This is a genomic window from Piscinibacter sp. PDB5-1 (assembly GCF_056676035.1).
The window spans coordinates 203,576-219,876 of the sequence record NZ_JBWVZL010000005.1 but is presented as its reverse complement, the minus strand read 5'-3'; the positions used below and the strand labels follow the sequence as shown (position 1 = coordinate 219,876).

At 70.2% G+C, this 16,301-nt stretch carries 17 protein-coding genes; 10 read left to right on the top strand and 7 right to left on the bottom strand.

Features of this window, described 5'->3' with window-relative positions:
* Entirely contained in the window at positions 1-648 is a 648-nt protein-coding gene (locus AC1KAT_RS19885) for a type IV pili methyl-accepting chemotaxis transducer N-terminal domain-containing protein (RefSeq protein WP_480328728.1), read from the bottom strand.
* A 103-nt stretch (positions 649-751) separates the two neighbouring features.
* Here AC1KAT_RS19885 and AC1KAT_RS19880 point away from each other — a divergent pair, with 103 nt between their 5' ends.
* The 4 genes from AC1KAT_RS19880 to queC all read left to right on the top strand — a co-directional run bounded on the left by AC1KAT_RS19880 (position 752) and on the right by queC (position 4,512).
* Complete coding sequence (locus AC1KAT_RS19880; protein WP_480328727.1) at positions 752-1,732, top strand: AEC family transporter; 981 nt, start codon at positions 752-754, stop codon at positions 1,730-1,732.
* Between the two features lie 56 nt (positions 1,733-1,788).
* A complete protein-coding gene (locus tag AC1KAT_RS19875; RefSeq protein ID WP_480328726.1) occupies positions 1,789-3,069 on the top strand; it encodes a glutamate-5-semialdehyde dehydrogenase in 1,281 nt (426 codons plus the stop codon).
* Between the two features lie 112 nt (positions 3,070-3,181).
* Complete coding sequence (locus AC1KAT_RS19870; protein WP_480328725.1) at positions 3,182-3,787, top strand: pyridoxamine 5'-phosphate oxidase family protein; 606 nt, start codon at positions 3,182-3,184, stop codon at positions 3,785-3,787.
* The gene (queC, locus tag AC1KAT_RS19865) at positions 3,784-4,512 is read left to right on the top strand and encodes a 7-cyano-7-deazaguanine synthase QueC (protein ID WP_480328724.1); all 729 of its coding nucleotides are present in this window, start codon (positions 3,784-3,786) and stop codon (positions 4,510-4,512) included. The genes AC1KAT_RS19870 and queC overlap by 4 nt, the downstream gene beginning before the upstream one ends.
* Positions 4,513-4,524: 12 nt before the next feature.
* On the opposite strand, the gene AC1KAT_RS19860 is transcribed toward queC, so the two are convergent.
* From AC1KAT_RS19860 to AC1KAT_RS19845, 4 genes are read right to left on the bottom strand one after another with little or no spacing between them, the layout of a single operon-like run.
* A complete protein-coding gene (locus tag AC1KAT_RS19860) occupies positions 4,525-5,103 on the bottom strand; it encodes a GAF domain-containing protein (RefSeq protein WP_480328723.1) in 579 nt (192 codons plus the stop codon).
* On the bottom strand, positions 5,100-6,758 hold the full coding sequence (locus AC1KAT_RS19855; protein WP_480328722.1) for a diguanylate cyclase domain-containing protein: 1,659 nt from the start codon (positions 6,756-6,758) through the stop codon (positions 5,100-5,102). Before AC1KAT_RS19855 ends, AC1KAT_RS19860 begins: the two co-directional genes overlap by 4 nt.
* Before the next feature lie 26 nt (positions 6,759-6,784).
* Positions 6,785-7,249: a hypothetical protein gene (locus AC1KAT_RS19850; protein WP_480328721.1), complete on the bottom strand. Its 465-nt coding sequence runs from the start codon at positions 7,247-7,249 to the stop codon at positions 6,785-6,787.
* 2 nt (positions 7,250-7,251) lie between these two features.
* Entirely contained in the window at positions 7,252-8,610 is a 1,359-nt protein-coding gene (locus AC1KAT_RS19845; protein ID WP_480328720.1) for a hypothetical protein, read from the bottom strand.
* A gap of 243 nt (positions 8,611-8,853) precedes the next feature.
* Between AC1KAT_RS19845 and AC1KAT_RS19840 the strand changes: the two genes are divergently transcribed.
* From AC1KAT_RS19840 to AC1KAT_RS19815, 6 genes are all read left to right on the top strand, one after another.
* Positions 8,854-9,447 carry a LemA family protein gene (locus tag AC1KAT_RS19840; RefSeq protein ID WP_480328719.1) on the top strand — a complete coding sequence of 198 codons (594 nt, stop codon included), beginning with the start codon at positions 8,854-8,856 and terminating at the stop codon, positions 9,445-9,447.
* Between the two features lie 10 nt (positions 9,448-9,457).
* Entirely contained in the window at positions 9,458-11,398 is a 1,941-nt protein-coding gene (locus tag AC1KAT_RS19835; protein ID WP_480328718.1) for a M48 family metalloprotease, read from the top strand.
* 38 nt (positions 11,399-11,436) lie between these two features.
* Positions 11,437-11,745: a c-type cytochrome gene (locus AC1KAT_RS19830; protein WP_480328717.1), complete on the top strand. Its 309-nt coding sequence runs from the start codon at positions 11,437-11,439 to the stop codon at positions 11,743-11,745.
* 13 nt (positions 11,746-11,758) lie between these two features.
* Complete coding sequence (locus tag AC1KAT_RS19825; RefSeq protein WP_480328716.1) at positions 11,759-13,057, top strand: FCSD flavin-binding domain-containing protein; 1,299 nt, start codon at positions 11,759-11,761, stop codon at positions 13,055-13,057.
* 95 nt (positions 13,058-13,152) lie between these two features.
* Positions 13,153-14,358, top strand: coding sequence for an AI-2E family transporter (locus tag AC1KAT_RS19820; RefSeq protein ID WP_480328715.1), 1,206 nt, complete (start codon positions 13,153-13,155; stop codon positions 14,356-14,358).
* Positions 14,359-14,469: 111 nt separating this feature from the next.
* Positions 14,470-15,054 (top strand): GNAT family N-acetyltransferase, encoded by a 585-nt coding sequence (locus AC1KAT_RS19815; protein WP_480328714.1) that lies wholly within the window; start codon positions 14,470-14,472, stop codon positions 15,052-15,054.
* 12 nt (positions 15,055-15,066) lie between these two features.
* Here the strand turns inward: AC1KAT_RS19815 and AC1KAT_RS19810 are convergent, their stop codons facing one another.
* Together AC1KAT_RS19810 and folE are read right to left on the bottom strand one after the other, a co-directional pair.
* On the bottom strand, positions 15,067-15,504 hold the full coding sequence (locus AC1KAT_RS19810; RefSeq protein WP_480328713.1) for a BLUF domain-containing protein: 438 nt from the start codon (positions 15,502-15,504) through the stop codon (positions 15,067-15,069).
* Between the two features lie 36 nt (positions 15,505-15,540).
* Positions 15,541-16,251, bottom strand: a complete 711-nt coding sequence (gene folE, locus AC1KAT_RS19805) for a GTP cyclohydrolase I (RefSeq protein ID WP_480328712.1) — start codon at positions 16,249-16,251, stop codon at positions 15,541-15,543.
* Positions 16,252-16,301 lie beyond the last annotated feature (50 nt).

Below are 16,301 nucleotides of genomic sequence, written 5' to 3'. Positions count from 1 at the left end.
TCAGCGCCCGCCCAGCGCCGCGCGCGTCAGCTCTTCGATGCGCTGGCTGATGCCCGAGAGCACGTTGGCGACCACGGCGAACTCCTTGCCCTCGTGGCCGGCGCGCGCGGCCACGATGCGCGCATTCATGCTGACCATGCGCGCCTCTTGGGCGATGCGCTGGATCTCTTCCATCAGTGCGGCTTGCTTGGCCCGCTGCTGCACGGCGTGGCGGCGCGCCTGGGTCTCGTAGCACAGCGTCAGTGTGTTCAGCTGCCCCAGCAGCGGCGTGGCCCGTTCGACCAGCGCCGGCAGTCCCGCCTGCTGCACCTGCCCCGAGCGAATGGCGCGCAGCGCGTGCTGCACCATCGCGATGAATTCGTGCACCGGCCCGTCCACCCCGCGCGGGCCGAAGAAAGCGGCCTGCAGCTCTTCGGTGAACGGCGCCGGCAGGCCATTGCCGCCGAGCGACAAGGCCAGGTGGCTGTCGCGGAACAGCGCGAGCGCCTGGTCGGCGGTGGGCAGGGCGCTCGCATCGCCCTGCGCGGCCAGCGTGGTGAAGAGCACGACGCGCTGCGAGAGCATGCGCTGCCGGCCCGCCGTGTTGATGAGCGCGCTGTAGGTCTCGTCGGCCTGTTCGGCCGGCGGGGCCTGGACGGGCATGAGCATCGCGGACCTCCAAGACTAAACGTCACCGGGGTCTTGCAAGCGCTGTGCCGGCCGCCACGCACGTGACGCCCACCGCGCATCCCGTCACGGATACTTCGCGCCCATGTTTGCCTTGATTGCCCTGAAGCTCGCCGCGCTGGTGCTCGTGATCGCCATCGGCTATGCCGCCGGCCGCCTGCGTTGGCTGGGCGACGCGCAGGCCGCGCGCGTCATCAACAACGCGGCCTTCTACATCTTCGTGCCGGCGCTGCTGTTTCGCACCACCTCGCGCATCGACTTCTCGCTGATGCCCTGGCGCACGCTGGCGGTGTTTTTCGGGCCGGTGGCCGCGGTGCTGGTGCTGCTGTACGCGTGGCAGAAACACCGCAACCGCACGCGGCGGCTGCCGGTGGCCGCGCCCGGCGTGCGCGCGCTGGCGGCGACCTTCGGCAACACGGTGCAGATGGGCATCCCGATGGCCGCGGCGATGTTCGGCGAGCCGGGCCTGGCCATCCACGTGGCGATCGTCAGCCTGCACGCGCTGACGCTGCTGACGCTGACCACGGGCTTCGTCGAGATGGACCTCGCCCGCGACCACGCGCGCCAGGCGCAGACCGAAGCCCACCTCGGCCGCATGCTGTGGACGACGGCGCGGCACACGATCATCCACCCGGTGGTGCTGCCCATCCTGCTCGGCCTCGCGTGGAACGCGCTCGGGCTGCCCGTCCCGCAGGTGGCCGACGAACTGCTCGTGTTGCTGGGGCAGGCGGTGGTGCCGCTGTGCCTGCTGCTGATCGGGCTGTCGCTCGCGCAGTACGGCTTCGCGGCCTCGGCCAAGGGCGCGGTGCTGATCTCGGTGATCAAGCTGCTGGTGCTGCCCACGCTGGTGTTCGCGGTCGGACACGGGCTGCTGGGCCTGCACGGGCTGCCGCTGGCCGTGGTGGTGATGGCCGCCGCGCTGCCGGTGGGCAACAACCCGCTGATCTTTGCGCAGCGTTATGGCGCGCAAGAGGGCGAAACCACCTCGGCCATCGTCGTCTCGACGCTCGGCTTCGCGCTCACCGCGCCGCTGTGGCTGCTGGCGCTGCGGCACTTCGCGCCCTGAGGCGCGGGGGGGCCGGGCGCCACGCGCGGGGCCGACATCTAGGACAATCCGCCCCCATGAGCACGCAAGACCTCCAGGCCCTGATCGCGCAGATGGGTGTGGCCGCCCGGGCCGCCGCCACGCGCATGGCCGCCGCCCCCACCGCCGCCAAAAACACCGCCCTGCTGGCCCTGGCCCGCCGCCTGCGCAGCGACCCCGGCGCGCTGCAAGCCGCCAACGCGCAGGACATCGCCGCCGCCACGGCCGCCGGCCTCGCCGCGCCGATGGTCGATCGCCTGCGCCTGACCGACAAGGTGCTGGCCACCGTCGCCGAAGGCTGCGAGCAGATCGCCGCGATGCCCGACCCCATCGGCGAGATCACCAACCTGCGCCGCCGCCCCACCGGCATCAGCGTCGGCCAGATGCGCGTGCCGCTGGGCGTGTTCGGCATGATCTACGAGAGCCGGCCCAACGTGACCATCGAGGCCGCGTCGCTGGCCATCAAGAGCGGCAACGCGTGCATCCTGCGGGGCGGCTCCGAGGCCATCCACTCGAACCTCGCGCTGTGGCAACTGGTGCGCGCCGCGCTCGACGAAGCCGGCCTGCCGGCCGATGCCGTGCAGCTGGTGCCCACCACCGACCGCGCAGCCGTGGGCTTCTTGATCAGCTCGCCCGAGGCGGTGGACGTGATCATTCCGCGCGGGGGCAAGGGGCTGATCGAGCGCATCAGCGCCGAGGCCAAGGTGCCGGTCATCAAGCACCTCGACGGCAACTGCCACACCTACGTCGATGCCAGCGCCCAGATGGACCTGGCGCTGCGCGTCACCGACAACGCCAAGACGCAGAAGTACAGCCCCTGCAACGCGACCGAGTCGCTGCTGGTGCATGAGGCGATCGCGCCGGCCTTCTTGCCGAAGATCGGCGCCATCTTTGCCGCCAAGGGCGTCGAGATGCGAGGCGACGCGGCCTCGCTGGCCCTCTTGCGCGACGTGCCCGGCGCGCAGCTCGCCACCGCCACCGAGCAGGACTGGTCGGAGGAATACCTCGCGCCCATCATCAGCGTGAAGATCGTCGCCAGCGTCGATGACGCCATCGCGCACATCAACCGCTACAGCTCGCACCACACCGACGCCATCCTGACCGAGAGCCATTCGAACGCGATGCGCTTCTTGCGCGAGGTCGATTCGGCCAGCGTGATGGTCAACGCCAGCACGCGCTTCGCCGACGGCTTCGAGTACGGCCTGGGCGCCGAAATCGGCATCAGCACCGACAAGTTCCATGCGCGTGGGCCGGTCGGCCTCGAAGGGCTCACGTCGATGAAGTGGGTGGTGCTGGGTCAAGGCGAAGTGCGCGGCTGAACATGACACCCCGAGATTCAACCGCGCTGCGGGCCGAGCGCCGGGCCGCTCCCAAGCCGGCCCGCATCCCCTTGGGGGATCGGCCGATGTATTCATCGGCCGAGGGGCTGTCATGAGCAAGCCGCGCATGTTCCATGGCGGTTCCCGGGCCCTGCAAGACGAGTTCGAGACGCGACCGCTGGCCGACCGCGTGGTCGAGTTCCTGGCGCGCGACCACTTCAACGACGACGACCGCGCCTTCATCGAGACGCGGCCGATGTTCTTTTTGGCCACGGCCGACGACCAGGGCCGGCCCGAGTGCTCGTTCAAGGGCGGCGCGCCCGGCTTCGTGCGCGTCATCGACGACCACACGCTGGCCTTCCCGAGCTACGACGGCAACGGCATGTTCATGAGCCTGGGCAACGTGCGCGTGAACCCGTCGGTGGGCCTGCTGTTCATCGACTTCGTCGAGCGGCCGCGCCGCCTGCGCGTCAACGGCCGTGCGACGGTCGATGCCCACGACCCGCTGCTGGGCAGTTTTCCGGGTGCGCAGCTGATCGTGCGCGTGCGCGCCGAGGCGGTGTTTCCGAACTGCTCGCGCTACCTGCCGCGCATGGCCGAGGTCGAGCCGTCGAAGTACATCCCGTGCGAAGGCGTCGAGCCGCCCGATCCCAAGTGGAAGCAGATGCCGGAGTTCCAGGACGTGCTGCCGCCGGCCCGCAAGCCACAGAGCCCATGAAAGACCCGCGCCGCGCGCTGGTTCTCTTTTCGGGTGGGCAGGACTCCACCACCTGCCTCGCCTGGGCGCTGGAGCGCTTCGCCCACGTCGAGACCCTCGGCTTCGACTACGGCCAGCGCCACGCCATCGAGCTGCAGTGCCGGCTCACGGTGCTCGCCGAACTGCGCCGGCAGTTCCCGCAGTGGACGCAGCGCCTGGGCGACGACCACGTGCTCGACCTCGCGCTCTTGGGTCAGGTGTCCGACACCGCGCTCACCAGCGAGCGTGCGATCGAGATGTCGCAGAGCGGCCTGCCCAACACCTTCGTGCCGGCGCGCAACCTGATCTTCCTGAGCTTTGCCTCGGCCGTGGCCTACCGGCGCGGGCTGAACGTGCTGGTCGGCGGCATGTGCGAGACCGACTTTTCGGGCTACCCCGACTGCCGCGACAACACGATGAAGGCCATGCAGGTGGCGCTGAGCCTGGGGCTCGACGCGCCGATGGCCATCGAGACCCCGCTGATGTGGCTCGACAAGGCCCAAACCTGGGCTCTGGGCGACACGCTGGGTGGTGCGCCCTTCACCGAGCTGGTGGTCGAGCACACGCACACCTGCTACCTGGGCGAGCGCACGACGCGCCACGCCTGGGGCCACGGCTGCGGCCACTGCCCGGCCTGCGCGCTGCGTGCCCAGGGCCATGCACGCTGGCGTGCTGCGCCGTCCGTCGTGCCGCCCACCCCCGGCTGAGGGCGCTGGCGCTCACCAGGCCGACGCGGTGCCCCGGTCGGCTTCGGCCCGCAGCGCAGCGAGTCGCGCCGGCCCCAGGCGGGCAATCGTCAGGCTGACCTGTGCGGCGGCTTCTCGCAGCGTGGATTGCTCGGGGCGCGACCACGTGCGCGGCTGCACCGTTTCTTCGAGGCAAACCACGCCGAAGGGCGCGCCGTTGATCTGGAAGGCGGTGTCGAGCATCGAGCACACGCCATGGGCGTCGAAGTAGGTGCGCAGCTCGGCAAGATGCGGTTCGGCGCGCACGTCCGGCGCCATGAAGGTGCCGCGTGCGAGCAGCTCGCCGATGTAGACGCGGAAGTCGGCTTCGGCCAGTTCGGTGCCCGGGGTGCTGAACCCGTCGGCGCGCGTGTGCAGGCCCACGCAGCGCAGGCGGCGCACGGCGTCGTCACCGACGAAGCGCCACAGGCTCGCGCGCGAGCAATCGAAGTGGTCGAGAAAGGCGCGGCACAGGCCGGCACCGTAGTCCACCAGATTGATGTCGCCACTGCTGAGCTGCCCGCCGAGGTCGCGCACCGAGTCGAGCAAGACCTGCTTGCGCGCGGCATTCATGTCGCGGCCTCCACGGGCTGCGGTGACACCCCTTGCACCGCCCGGCGTTCGCGTGGCGCCAGGGCCATCGCGTAGCTGAGCTTGCCGTTGCGCTTGACGGCGTAGAGCGCCTGGTCGGCGGCTTCTTCGATCTCGCGGCGGCTGTGGCCGTGCAGCGGGTAGCAGGCCAGCCCGATGCTGACGCCCACGCGTGCCTCGCGGCCGTCGTCGAGCCGCACCGGCAGCGCGAGCGACTGCACCAGCGCGGCGGCCACCTGCGTGGCCAGCGGGTCGGCCGGGCCGGTGTGCGGCAGCACGACGACGAACTCGTCGCCGCCGATGCGCCCGACCAGGTCGGACGCGCGGCGCACCACGCGCCTCATGCGGTCGGCGCAGTGGCGCAGCACCTCGTCGCCGGCGCTGTGGCCGAGGGTGTCGTTGACCTGCTTGAAGCCGTCGAGGTCGATGAACAGCAGCGTGGCGCTCTCGGCGCCGGCCTGCGACTCGGCCAGGATGCGGTCGATGCCGTCGTCGCTGGCCATGCGGTTCTTCAGGCCGGTGAGCACGTCGTGTTCGGCCTGGTGGCGCACCTGGCGCTCGGCCTGCTTGCGGTCGGTGATGTCGTACATCACGCCTTCCACAAGCAGGGGCTGTGCCGCCGTGGGACTGCCGGCGTCGGTCTGCACCGAGATCAGGCAGTGCACCCAGCGCGGCGCGCCGTCGCGAACGCGCAGGCGCAGGTCGCCCGACAGGGTTTCGCGGCGCGCAGCGGCCTGGCGGATCATCTCGCGCACGTGCTCGGGGTCGTCGAAGGCGGCCAGCAGGAAGTCGTCGCCGCGCAGCTGCTGCATGTCGCCGAGCGGCAGGCCCATCACCTTCAGCAGCGTGGGGTTGCCGTTGATGAGGCGGCCGTCGGCGTCGAGCAGGAAGATGCCTGCGCTGGTCGAATCGAATATCTGGCGGTATTGCGCCTCCATGCGCTCGACGTCGAGGCGCAGGTGGCGCTCGCGCTCCAGCGTCAGGGCGTTGGCCTGCAGCAGCGCGTTGGCTCCAGCGATGAGCACGCCGATCTCGTCGTCGCTGTGCTGGCGCGGCACGCTCAGGCGCTCTTCAGCGCCCGGCCGGATCGAACGCAGCTTGCTCGCCAGCCGCACGATGGGCCGCGAGACGAAGCGCGTGGCGGTGAAGTACAGCGCTCCGGCGCCCAGCACCACCTGCAGCACGAGCAGGCCGACGAGCGCCCAGGTCTGCTGGCGGCCCTGGGCGGCGATCTCGCCGAGGTCGGGCTGGATCACCAGCCGCGCGGTCACCTCGCCGCGGTTGAAGGGCGACATCAGCGTGTGGATCACCGCCTGCTCGTCGCCGGCCCGCGCGGTCTGGCGCCCGCTGCGCACCAGGGTGCGGCCCTGCGGGTCGTCGATGCGCACGGCGGCGATGAGCCGGTGGCCGGCCAGCCCGTCGATGACCTCGCGCATCAGCACGTTGTCGGCGGCAAAGGCACCGATGGCCGCGGTTTTTTCGACGGCAGCCACGAGGTCCACGATGGTCTGGCGGCCGGCGGCCTCTTGGCGCTGATAGCCGATCCAGTACGACAGGCTGCCGGCCACGGCCGAGAACACGGCCGCGCTCGCCAGCATCACCAGCAGAAAGCGAACCTGGAGGCCACGGATCTTCATGGCAGGGCGGCGCGACGCTCGGCCGTTCAGCGCGGGTCGCGGTCCCGCAGCACCAGCACCACGGTCAGCGATTTGTCGGTCGGCGGCTGCGTCAGGTAGCCGATGGCGCCGGGCGAGCGCTTGAGCGCCTCGACCATGGCCGCCTCGGTGTCGGTGATGCGCGGCGGCTGGGTCTGTCCGCTGAACATGAGCCGCGCCCAGTAGCTGTTGACCTGGGGCATGTCCATGCCGGTCAGCAGCCGGTAGAAGTCAGCGCGCGCGACGCTGTTGCGCGCGTGGTCGTAGGGCTGCGCGCTCAGGCCGCCGGTGAACTGGCGGCTGCGGCCCATGAAGAGGTCGAGCGCTTCGTTGTGCTTGAGCGACCCGACGGGGTTGCTGGCGTTGACGACGATGTAGATGTCGGCCGCGCGGGCCGGCGACAGCGACGGCAGCATCGACAGCACGGCCACCGTGGCGACGGCGAGGCGGCGAAGCAAGGTGTACTGCTTCATGCTCAGAACACCGTGTCCACGACGACCGACAGCACGTTCGCGCGCCGGCCCTCGAAGTTGTTGCCTCCCCATAGCGCACCGCCGCTTGGCGCGACCTTGAAGCGGTCGAGTTGCACCTTGAGCGCGGCCTGGTCGTGGAAGTCCCAGCGCAGGCCGGCCCCGACCGAGCGCTGCTCGACGCGCGCGATGTTGGCCAGGTCGGCCGCCGTGTTGCCGGCGAACTGCAGGCGCGCCGCGACCACCGGCCCGATGAAGGGGTTGGCCGCGAGGGTGCTTTGCCATTGCGGGCGCGCGGTGGCGTCCTTGCGGGGCAGGGCGCGGCCACCGGTGCCGAAGAACGTGACCGAGCCAGTGCGGTAGGCCAGGCTGCCGGTGAGGTGGCGGCTGTTCGGCCCGCCCACGCTGCGCGAGAACTCGCTCTGGGCGTGCCACGGGCCCTCGCGGTACTGCAGGCTGAGCGCCGTGTAGTGAGAAGCCTCGTCGCGGCTGGCGGGAATGGCCTGCCGCAGGCTGGCCGCTTCGGCGCGGATTGCTGCCGGAATCACCGGCGAGCTCTGAATGCCGGCTAGGGCGGCAAACAGCGGGGTGACCGAGGCGCCGCTGTCGAAGCTGTAGGTCAGGCGCAGGTGGCTGAGCTTGGCGCTCAGCCCACCCGCTTCGGCGGCAAGCGAAGCGCCGAACATGTCGCGCCCATGAAAGACGATCGGCTCGCCCGTGGTCGAGGGCACGTTCAGGCTGGCTTGCCCGGCCAGCACCTTGAAGCGCCAGCGCCGCTCGCCCTGCTCGCCCGACTGCCAGGTGTGCTGGTAGTCGAGGCCGTCGATGGCCTGCAGCGAGGTCCAGCCGTAGAACTCCATGTTCGGCCGCACCCAGGGGTAGGCGAAGCCGACGCTCGAATACTGCGATTCGAGGTAGGTGTCGGTGCTGACGCGGCCGAAGCGCCAGGTGCTGCGATCGGACGGCCGCCACGACACGAAGGCCCATTCGAGGCGCTGCTCGTGGGGGGCGGCGTTGGCGATGGGCTTGAGCACGCCTTGCACGATGGCCTCCCACTGGTCGGACAGCGTGAAGTGCGCCTGCAGGCCCACTCGCGAATCGACCGAGCGGCTCACGCTGCCGGGGCCGCTGCTGCGCTGGAGCACATCGCGCCGGAAGGCCCAGGGGCCGGCCATGTCGCTGTAGACGACGCCGGCCGTGGCAAAGCCGCTCAGGCGCAGCGCGGTGGTCTCGCGGTCGTTGGGGGACAGGCCATCGAGGTCTGGGAACGGGGACTGCGCATGCGACGTCGCAGCGCTGCCCAGGGCCAGGCCGAGGGCGAGCGCGACAGCGGCGGGGCGGAAAAGGGCGTGGAAGCCTGGCATGCAAAGGGAGAGTGAGGGCCCGCCAGCGAAAACAGGCAGGCAGCGCCATTCTTGCGGGGGGCCACAGACCCTATCGGCCAAAGTGCCACCCAATTGAGGTTTTGTTTGCAGTCGCTGGGGTAAGTGCGGACATCCGGCACACCCGGGTGTCGCGGCGGCGCCTCACCGGGCCGTCGCGCGCTCGGCGGCCGCTGTCGTAGAGTGCGCGGCATTCCAAGACATCACTGGCCGGAGGGGCCCGCCATGAACACCACCCAGATCGTGAGCTGGATCGTCGTCGCCGTCGTCGTCTTCTGGGCGGTCGGCGCCTACAACCGCCTGGTGAGGCTGCGCAACGGCATCGCCAACGCCTTCGGGCAGATCGACGTGCAGCTCAAGCGGCGCTACGACCTGATCCCCAACCTGGTCGAGGTGGCGCGCAAGTACCTCACGCACGAACGCGACACGCTCGAAGCGGTGATCGCCGCGCGCAACCAGGCCCAGTCGGCCGCCGACCGTGCCCGCACCCGGCCCACCGCGGCCGGCGCCGTCACCAGCCTGTCGATGGCCGAAGAGGTGCTGGGCTCGGCCATGGGCCGGCTCATGGCCGTGGTCGAGCAGTACCCCGAGCTGAAGGCCGACCAGAGCCTGCGCGAGCTGTCGGAAGAGATCACCGCGACCGAGAACAAGATCGCCTTCGCACGCCAGCTCTTCAACGACGCGACGCTCGACTACAACAACGCGTCGCAAGAATTCCCGACGCGCATCCTCTCGGCGCTGTTCGGCTTCCGCGAGGCGGCGATGCTGCAATCGACCACCAGCGACGCCGAACGCGCGCCGGTTCGCGTGCAGCTCTGACCCGGAAGCCGTGCGCTTCCGACACCACCAGGACGACGCCCGCAGCGCGACCCACCGGCTGCTGCTGCTGTTCGCGCTGCTGCTGGCCGGCCTGGTGCTGGCCGTCAACGCGCTGATGTACGCGTTGTGGTGGGCGCTGCTGTCGTGGATCTTTCCGCTGCCGGCGCTCTTCTTCGAGACCAACACGGCGTTGGTGCTGCTGTTCGTGCTGGGCGGCTGCGCGGTCGAGACGGTGCGGCTGCGCCTGGGCGGCGGCGAACACGTCGCGCACTGGGCCGGTGGGCGCGAGGTGGGCGAGCCGCGCGACTTGCGCGAGCGACGCCTGCTCAATGTCACCGAAGAGATGTCGATCGCCAGCGGCCTGCCGCGCCCGCGCCTGTATGTGCTCGACCGCGAGGACGCCATCAACGCCTTCGCCAGCGGGTGGGGTGCCGATGAGGCGGTGATCGCCGTCACGCGCGGCGCGCTCGAACGGCTGACGCGCGACGAGCTGCAAGGCCTGGTGGCGCACGAGTTCGGCCACATCCAGCAAGAAGACCTGAAGCTGCACATGGTGCTGCTGGCGCTGGTGTGGGGCCTGTCGCTGGTACACGGCTTCGGCGCCGCCAAGATGGCCGCCGATGAGAACGGTCAGCGTTCGGCCAGCGGCGTGTTGGTCGGCGCCGTGTTCGTCGCGGTGGGCAGCCTGGGCTGGCTGGCGGGGCGTGTGCTGCAGGCGGCCGTCTCGCGCCAGCGTGAACTGCTGGCCGACGCCTGCGCGGTGCAGTTCACCCGCAGTCGCGACGGCCTGGGCGGCACGCTGCGCAAGGTGTGGCAGCAGGCGCTGCGCGACGAAGACCGCCTGCGCGGCGTGCCGGTGGCCATGCTCTCGGCCATGCTGCTGCAGGCGCCCGAGCACTGGATGGCGAGCCACCCGCCCTTGCCGCAGCGCCTGCGCCGGCTGTACGGCCACGCGGTCGAGCCGTTGGCCGCGCCCGTGCTGAAAGACGATCCCTCGCAGCCCGAGCCCGCCCTGCGGCCGCGCGGCCCGGTGGCTGCCGCCCCCACGCCGCCCTCGCCGTTCGACGCGCCGCTGGCCTATGCTGCGCCGATGAACGCCGCGCTGCCCGCCTCGCCCGCGCCCCCGTCGCCCGCCGCGACGGGGGCGTCGGCCGCCGTGCCAAGCCCGCGCCCGACCCAGAGCGCGGACGAACGCGAAGCGCTGGGCCGGCTGTCGCGCCTGAACGGTCAGGGCGAGTTGCGCGCGGCCATCCTCGCGCTCTTGCTGACGCCCGGCAGCCGCCGCGAACGCCGCGCCTGGCGCGACGAGACCCGCGGGCTGGCGAGCGCCGAGGCCATCGGTGCCGACGTGGACCTGCTCGGCCCGGCGGCCCGGCTGCCCTGGCTGGAAACCTTGCTCGACCGCGCCGCACGGGCGCCCATCGGCGATCGGCAGGCACTCGTGGAGGCCGCGCGCCGCGTGATGTCGGCCGACGGCCAGGTGCGCGCCATCGACCGCCTGGTGTGGGTGGCCATGCGCCGGCGGCTGGCGCCGCCGCTGCGCGTACCGCCTGCCACCGACGCGCACAACGACGTGGCGCAGCTGCCCGCGGCCACGCGCGCGCACATCGTGCGGCTCACCGCGTTTCTGTCGCGCGTGGTGCCCAACGGCGAGGTCGAGGCCGGCGAGGCCTGGCACCGCGCCGTCGTCAGCGCCTGGACCACCCCGCCCGCGCCCTGCGAGCCGCCCGACGCCGATGGCCTGGTGCACGCGCTGGCCGAGGTGCAGACACTGCCGTGGATGCTGCGGCCCGTGCTGATGCGCGCCTGGCTCGACGCGGCGCTCGCGGCCAGCCCGCTCGGCCGCCTGGACGACACCGCCGCCGACGCGCTGCGGCTGGTCGGCTTTCTGCTCGACTCGCCCTTGCCGCCGGAGCTGGCGCGGCAGTACATCGATCCCCCGGCCCCCTGAATCCGGGCCCACGACAACCGCTGAAGGAGAACCCGCCCATGCACAAACTGCTCGTCTGCGTCGCCCTCACGGCGGTGCTGCTGCCGGCCCAGGCGCAAGACGCCAAGGCCCTGAACGCCCGCGCGCTCGCGGCCACCTGCGCCAACTGCCATGGCAGCGAAGGTCGCGCAGTGGACAACAGCGCCATCCCCGGCCTGGCCGGCATGCCGGCGGCCTACCTTGTCGCGCAGATGAAGGCCTTCAAGGACGGCTCGCGCCCGGCCACCGTGATGCACCAGCTTACCAAGGGCTACAGCGACGAACAGATCGAACAACTCGCGGCGTACTTCGCCACGCTGCCACGCTGAAAGGGGCCTGACGATGACGACGAACTTCAATCGACGCCAGTTGCTGCAGACCGGCATGGCCTTGTCTGCCCTGGGCCTGGGCGCCTGCGCCACGGGCGGTGCGCCCAGCAAGGCGCGTGTGCTGGTGGTGGGCGGCGGCTACGGCGGCGCGACCGCTGCCAAGTACGTGCGCATGTTTTCGCAGCAGCAGATCGGCGTGGTGCTGGTCGAGCCGCAAGCAAGCTTTGTGTCGTGTCCGATGTCCAACCTCGTGATCGGCGGCAGCCGCTCGATGGCCGAGATCACGCGCCCCTACGACACGCTGCAAAGCAAGCACGGCGTGCAGGTCGTGCGCGACACGGTCAGCACCATCGACACCGCCAAGAAGACCGCCACGCTGGCGTCGGGCACGACCATCGCCTACGACAAGCTGGTGCTGTCGCCCGGTATCGAGCTGATGTTCGACAGCGTCGAAGGCCTGCGGGCGGCCAACGCCAGCGGCGGCATCCTGCAAGCCTGGAAGGCCGGCCCCGAGACGGCCGCCTTGCGCCGCCAGCTCGAAGCCATGCCCGACGGCGGCACCTACGCCATCGTCGTGCCCGAAGCGCCGTACCGCTGCCCGCCCGGGCCGTACGAGCGCGCCAGCCAGGTCGCGCACTACTTCAAGCAGGCCAAGCCGCGCTCGAAGGTGCTGGTGCTCGACGCCAACCCCGACATCACCTCGAAGGGCGCGCTGTTTCGCAAGGCGTGGACCACGCTGTACCCGGGCATGGTCGAGTTCCGCGGCACGCACAAGGCGATGGCCGTCGATGCGAATACCAACACCGTGAAGTTCGAGGTGCAAGACGACGTGCGCGCCGACGTGCTCAACCTGCTGCCGCCGATGCGCGCCGGCCGCATCGCGGTGGACGCCGGCCTCGCCTCGGTGAAAGATGCGCAGGGCAACGCGCGCTGGTGCGGCGTGAATTACCTGAACTTCGAATCGACCGCCGCGAAAGACGTGCACGTCATCGGCGACGCGATGCAGCTCGCCCCGGGCATGCCCAAGAGCGGCCACATGGCCAACAGCCAGGCCAAGGCCTGCGCCGCGGCCATCGTCGCCGAGCTGAACGGCTGGCCCGTCAACGCCGCGCCCATGCTCACCAACACCTGCTACAGCTTCGTCAACGACCAGCTGGTGGTGCACGTGGCGAGCGTGCACAGCTACGTCGCCGCCGACAAGACCTACAAGCCGGTGCCCGGATCGGGCGGCCTGTCGTCCGAGGCCAACGCGCTCGAAGGCAGCTACGCCTGGAACTGGGCGCGCACGATCTGGGCTGACGCGCTGGCGTGATCGCGTCCGACAGCGGGGCGCGCCGGCGACGCCTCGCGCCCTGAGGGCGGTGCGGGCACACTGGGTCGATTTTCCAGCCCCCAGGAGCCCGCGCCTTGACGCCATCGCCCGCCAGCGACACCCCACGCTCCGACCCCACCGCGCCGCCCGGCCCGGCGACCGCACTCGGCGCGCCGCTGCCCGCGCCCGACGAAAGCGGCCGCGTGCAATTGCACATGCCGGTGAACGTGCGCAGCATCTCGCTGGCCGTGCTGGCCCTGTTGGCCAGCATCTACACGCTGCACTGGGCGCGTGCGGTGTTCATTCCGCTCCTGCTGGGCGTGGTGCTGGCCTACGCGCTGTGGCCACTGGTGGACCGACTGGAGCGCTGGCGGCTGCCGCGCGCCCTGGGCGCCGCCGTCGTGCTGCTGGCCATCCTTGGCGGCATCGGGGCCACGGGCTGGAGCCTGGCCGACGACGCCAACCAGCTGATGGAGACCTTGCCCGAGGCCGCCACCAAGCTGCGCAAGTCGCTCACCTCGCCGCGCAACCGACCCGCCGGCCCGATCGACCAGGTGCAGAAGGCTGCGGCACAACTCGAACAGGCCGCCGCCGACACCGCCGCCACACCCCCACCGCGCGGCGTGATGCGCGTGCAGATCGAACCACCGCGCTTCAACATCAAGGACTACTTCTGGAGCGGTACGCTCGGCCTGGCCGCGATGCTCGGGCAAACGACGGTGGTCGTCTTCCTCGTCTACTTTCTGCTGGTCTCGGGCACGACCTTCCGGCGCAAGATCGTCAAGATCGCCGGGCATTCGCTGCGCGACAAGAAAATCACCGTGCAGGCGCTCGACGAGATCAACCAGCAGATCCAGACCTACCTGCTGGTCAACCTGTTCACCAGCGCGCTGGTGGGGCTGGCGACCTGGCTGGCGTTCTGGGCCATCGGGCTAGAACAGGCGGCCGTGTGGGGCGTGGTGGCAGGGGTGCTGAACCTGATCCCTTATCTGGGCTCGCTGGCGGTGACGGCCCTGTCCATGCTGGTGGCGTTTTTGCAGTTCGGCACGCTGGAGATGGCCTTCGTCGTCGGCGGCGTCTCGCTCGCCATCAACACCGTCGAGGGCCAACTGCTCACCCCCTGGCTGACCAGCCGCGCCGGCCGCATGAACCCGGTCGCCGTGTTCATCGGGGTGCTGGCCTTTGGCTGGCTGTGGGGCGTGTGGGGCATGCTGCTGGGCGTGCCCATCCTCATGGTCATCAAGACCGTCTGCGAGCGGGTGGACGACCTCAAGCCGGTGGGCGAATTGCTGGGGGATTGAACGCAGTCGCTGGGTGTTGTTCAGCACTGCAACAAAGGGGGTGGCGGCAAATCGCACGGGGACTCAGAATCGCCAACTGCCCGATTTTCACCGGGCGTGCGAAATCTGCAGATGGAAGTCCTCACACCCCGTTTGTGCCTTCGCCAATGGCGCGAATCCGACCTGGCCCCGTTCGCCGCACTGAACGCCGACCCGCGCGTGATGGCGTTCTTTCCGTCCGTCGTCAGCGCCGACGACAGCGCCGACATGGCCGCGCGCTGCCGCGACGAAATCGAGGCGCGGGGCTGGGGCTTCTGGGCCGTCGAACGACGCGACACCCAGCAGTTCATCGGCTTCGTCGGGCTGCAAGAACCCCTGGTCGAGATGCCCTTCGAGCCCGCCATCGAGGTGGGCTGGTGCCTGGCGCATGCGCACTGGGGCCGGGGTTATGCCACCGAGGCGGCGGCCCACGCGCTGAGCGTCGCCTTCGACTGGCTGAACCTCGACGCCGTGGTGTCGTTCACCACCGTGGGCAACGAACGTTCGGTGGCGGTGATGCGTCGCCTGGGCATGCAGCGTGTACTCGACCGCTTCGAGCACCCCGCGCTGCCCGACGACAGCCCGTTGCGCCCGCACAGCCTGTACCGCATCGAGCGCGAGCGCTGGCCGCAGCACGCCGAGCGGCTGAGCCAGGGTGCGGCCGTCATGCTGGCCTGAGCGACCGGGCCTTCAGTTCTGGCACATCACCGAGGCGGTGGCGACGAGTTCGTCGAACAGCGCCGCCGACACCGCACCCGACACCGCATACGGGTCGAGCACCGCCGTCTCTGAATACTTCAGCAGCAGTGCCGGGTTGAGCCGCGACAGGTTCACCTGCCCCATCGACCAGCCGGCGAAGCGGCGCTCGCCGACCTCTTCGAAGTTGAGCAGCACCACGTCGCGGTGGCGCGGGTCCTGCGCGATGCGGTTGTAGAGCGTGCTCACCTGCGTGCGCCCGCCTTCGAGCAGTTGCAGGTAGATGCCGTCCGAGAAACACAGCACGCCGGTGACGCCCACCGTCGCGTTGTGCACGCGCGATTTCTTCAGGATGGCGTGCAGCGTGTCGGCCTCGGACATGCCCCCGGCAAAGGCGTTGGCGCGGCTGGCGTACATCAATCGAACGAGCATGGTGCGTACCTCTTTCAGGGTTCGGGCGCGGGCGCGTCAGTTCTTCTTGCTGAGCAGCGAGAGAAATTCGCGGCGCAGGTTGGCGTCTTTCAAGAAGGCGCCGCGCATCACGCTGTTGGTCATCATCGCGTCGCTGTCTTTCACGCCGCGCCAGTGCATGCAGAAGTGGTCGGCCTCCATCACGATGGCCAGGCCGTCGGGCTTGACGCGGTTCTGCAGCTCGTTGGCGAGCATGGTGACCGCTTCTTCCTGGATCTGCGGGCGCGACATGATCCAGTCGCAGATGCGCGCGTACTTGCTCAGGCCGATCAGGTTCGAGTGTTCGTTCGGCAGGATGCCGATCCACACCCGGCCGAGGATGGGGCACAGGTGGTGCGAACAGGCGCTGCGCACCGTCACCGGGCCGACGATCATCAGCTCGTTCAAACGCTCGACGTTCGGGAACTCGGTGACCGAGGGCATCGGCACGTAGCGGCCGCGAAACACCTCGTGCAGGAACATCTTCGCCACGCGCTTGGCGGTGTCTTGCGTGTTGTGGTCGCTCTCGGTGTCGATCACCAGCGACTTCAGCACCTCGTGCATCTTCTGCGCGACTTCGTCTTGCAGCTCGGCCAACTCGCCCTCTTTGATGAAGGCCGAGATGTTGTCGTTGGCGTGGTGGCGGCAGTCGGCGCCGACCAGCCGGTAGCGGATGCGGTCGGAAGCGGGCAGCGCGGCGAGGTCGTCCTCGGGGGTGTCTGGGGACATGGGCGGTCCTGGCAATCGGGTCGGCGGATTGTGCGGTGTCGGGGCACAGC

Excerpts from the sequence above, each read along its gene's own strand:
- AC1KAT_RS19875 (WP_480328726.1), top strand. The coding sequence starts at position 1,789 with ATGAGCACGCAAGACCTCCAGGCCCTGATCGCGCAGATGGGTGTGGCC.
- AC1KAT_RS19825 (WP_480328716.1), top strand. The coding sequence starts at position 11,759 with ATGACGACGAACTTCAATCGACGCCAGTTGCTGCAGACCGGCATGGCC.
- AC1KAT_RS19810 (WP_480328713.1), bottom strand. The coding sequence starts at position 15,504 with ATGCTCGTTCGATTGATGTACGCCAGCCGCGCCAACGCCTTTGCCGGG.
- AC1KAT_RS19830 (WP_480328717.1), top strand. The coding sequence starts at position 11,437 with ATGCACAAACTGCTCGTCTGCGTCGCCCTCACGGCGGTGCTGCTGCCG.
- AC1KAT_RS19880 (WP_480328727.1), top strand. The coding sequence starts at position 752 with ATGTTTGCCTTGATTGCCCTGAAGCTCGCCGCGCTGGTGCTCGTGATC.
- queC (WP_480328724.1), top strand. The coding sequence starts at position 3,784 with ATGAAAGACCCGCGCCGCGCGCTGGTTCTCTTTTCGGGTGGGCAGGAC.
- AC1KAT_RS19840 (WP_480328719.1), top strand. The coding sequence starts at position 8,854 with ATGAACACCACCCAGATCGTGAGCTGGATCGTCGTCGCCGTCGTCGTC.
- AC1KAT_RS19815 (WP_480328714.1), top strand. The coding sequence starts at position 14,470 with ATGGAAGTCCTCACACCCCGTTTGTGCCTTCGCCAATGGCGCGAATCC.
- AC1KAT_RS19855 (WP_480328722.1), bottom strand. The coding sequence starts at position 6,758 with ATGAAGATCCGTGGCCTCCAGGTTCGCTTTCTGCTGGTGATGCTGGCG.
- AC1KAT_RS19845 (WP_480328720.1), bottom strand. The coding sequence starts at position 8,610 with ATGCCAGGCTTCCACGCCCTTTTCCGCCCCGCCGCTGTCGCGCTCGCC.
- AC1KAT_RS19885 (WP_480328728.1), bottom strand. The coding sequence starts at position 648 with ATGCTCATGCCCGTCCAGGCCCCGCCGGCCGAACAGGCCGACGAGACC.
- folE (WP_480328712.1), bottom strand. The coding sequence starts at position 16,251 with ATGTCCCCAGACACCCCCGAGGACGACCTCGCCGCGCTGCCCGCTTCC.
- AC1KAT_RS19870 (WP_480328725.1), top strand. The coding sequence starts at position 3,182 with ATGAGCAAGCCGCGCATGTTCCATGGCGGTTCCCGGGCCCTGCAAGAC.
- AC1KAT_RS19860 (WP_480328723.1), bottom strand. The coding sequence starts at position 5,103 with ATGAATGCCGCGCGCAAGCAGGTCTTGCTCGACTCGGTGCGCGACCTC.
- AC1KAT_RS19850 (WP_480328721.1), bottom strand. The coding sequence starts at position 7,249 with ATGAAGCAGTACACCTTGCTTCGCCGCCTCGCCGTCGCCACGGTGGCC.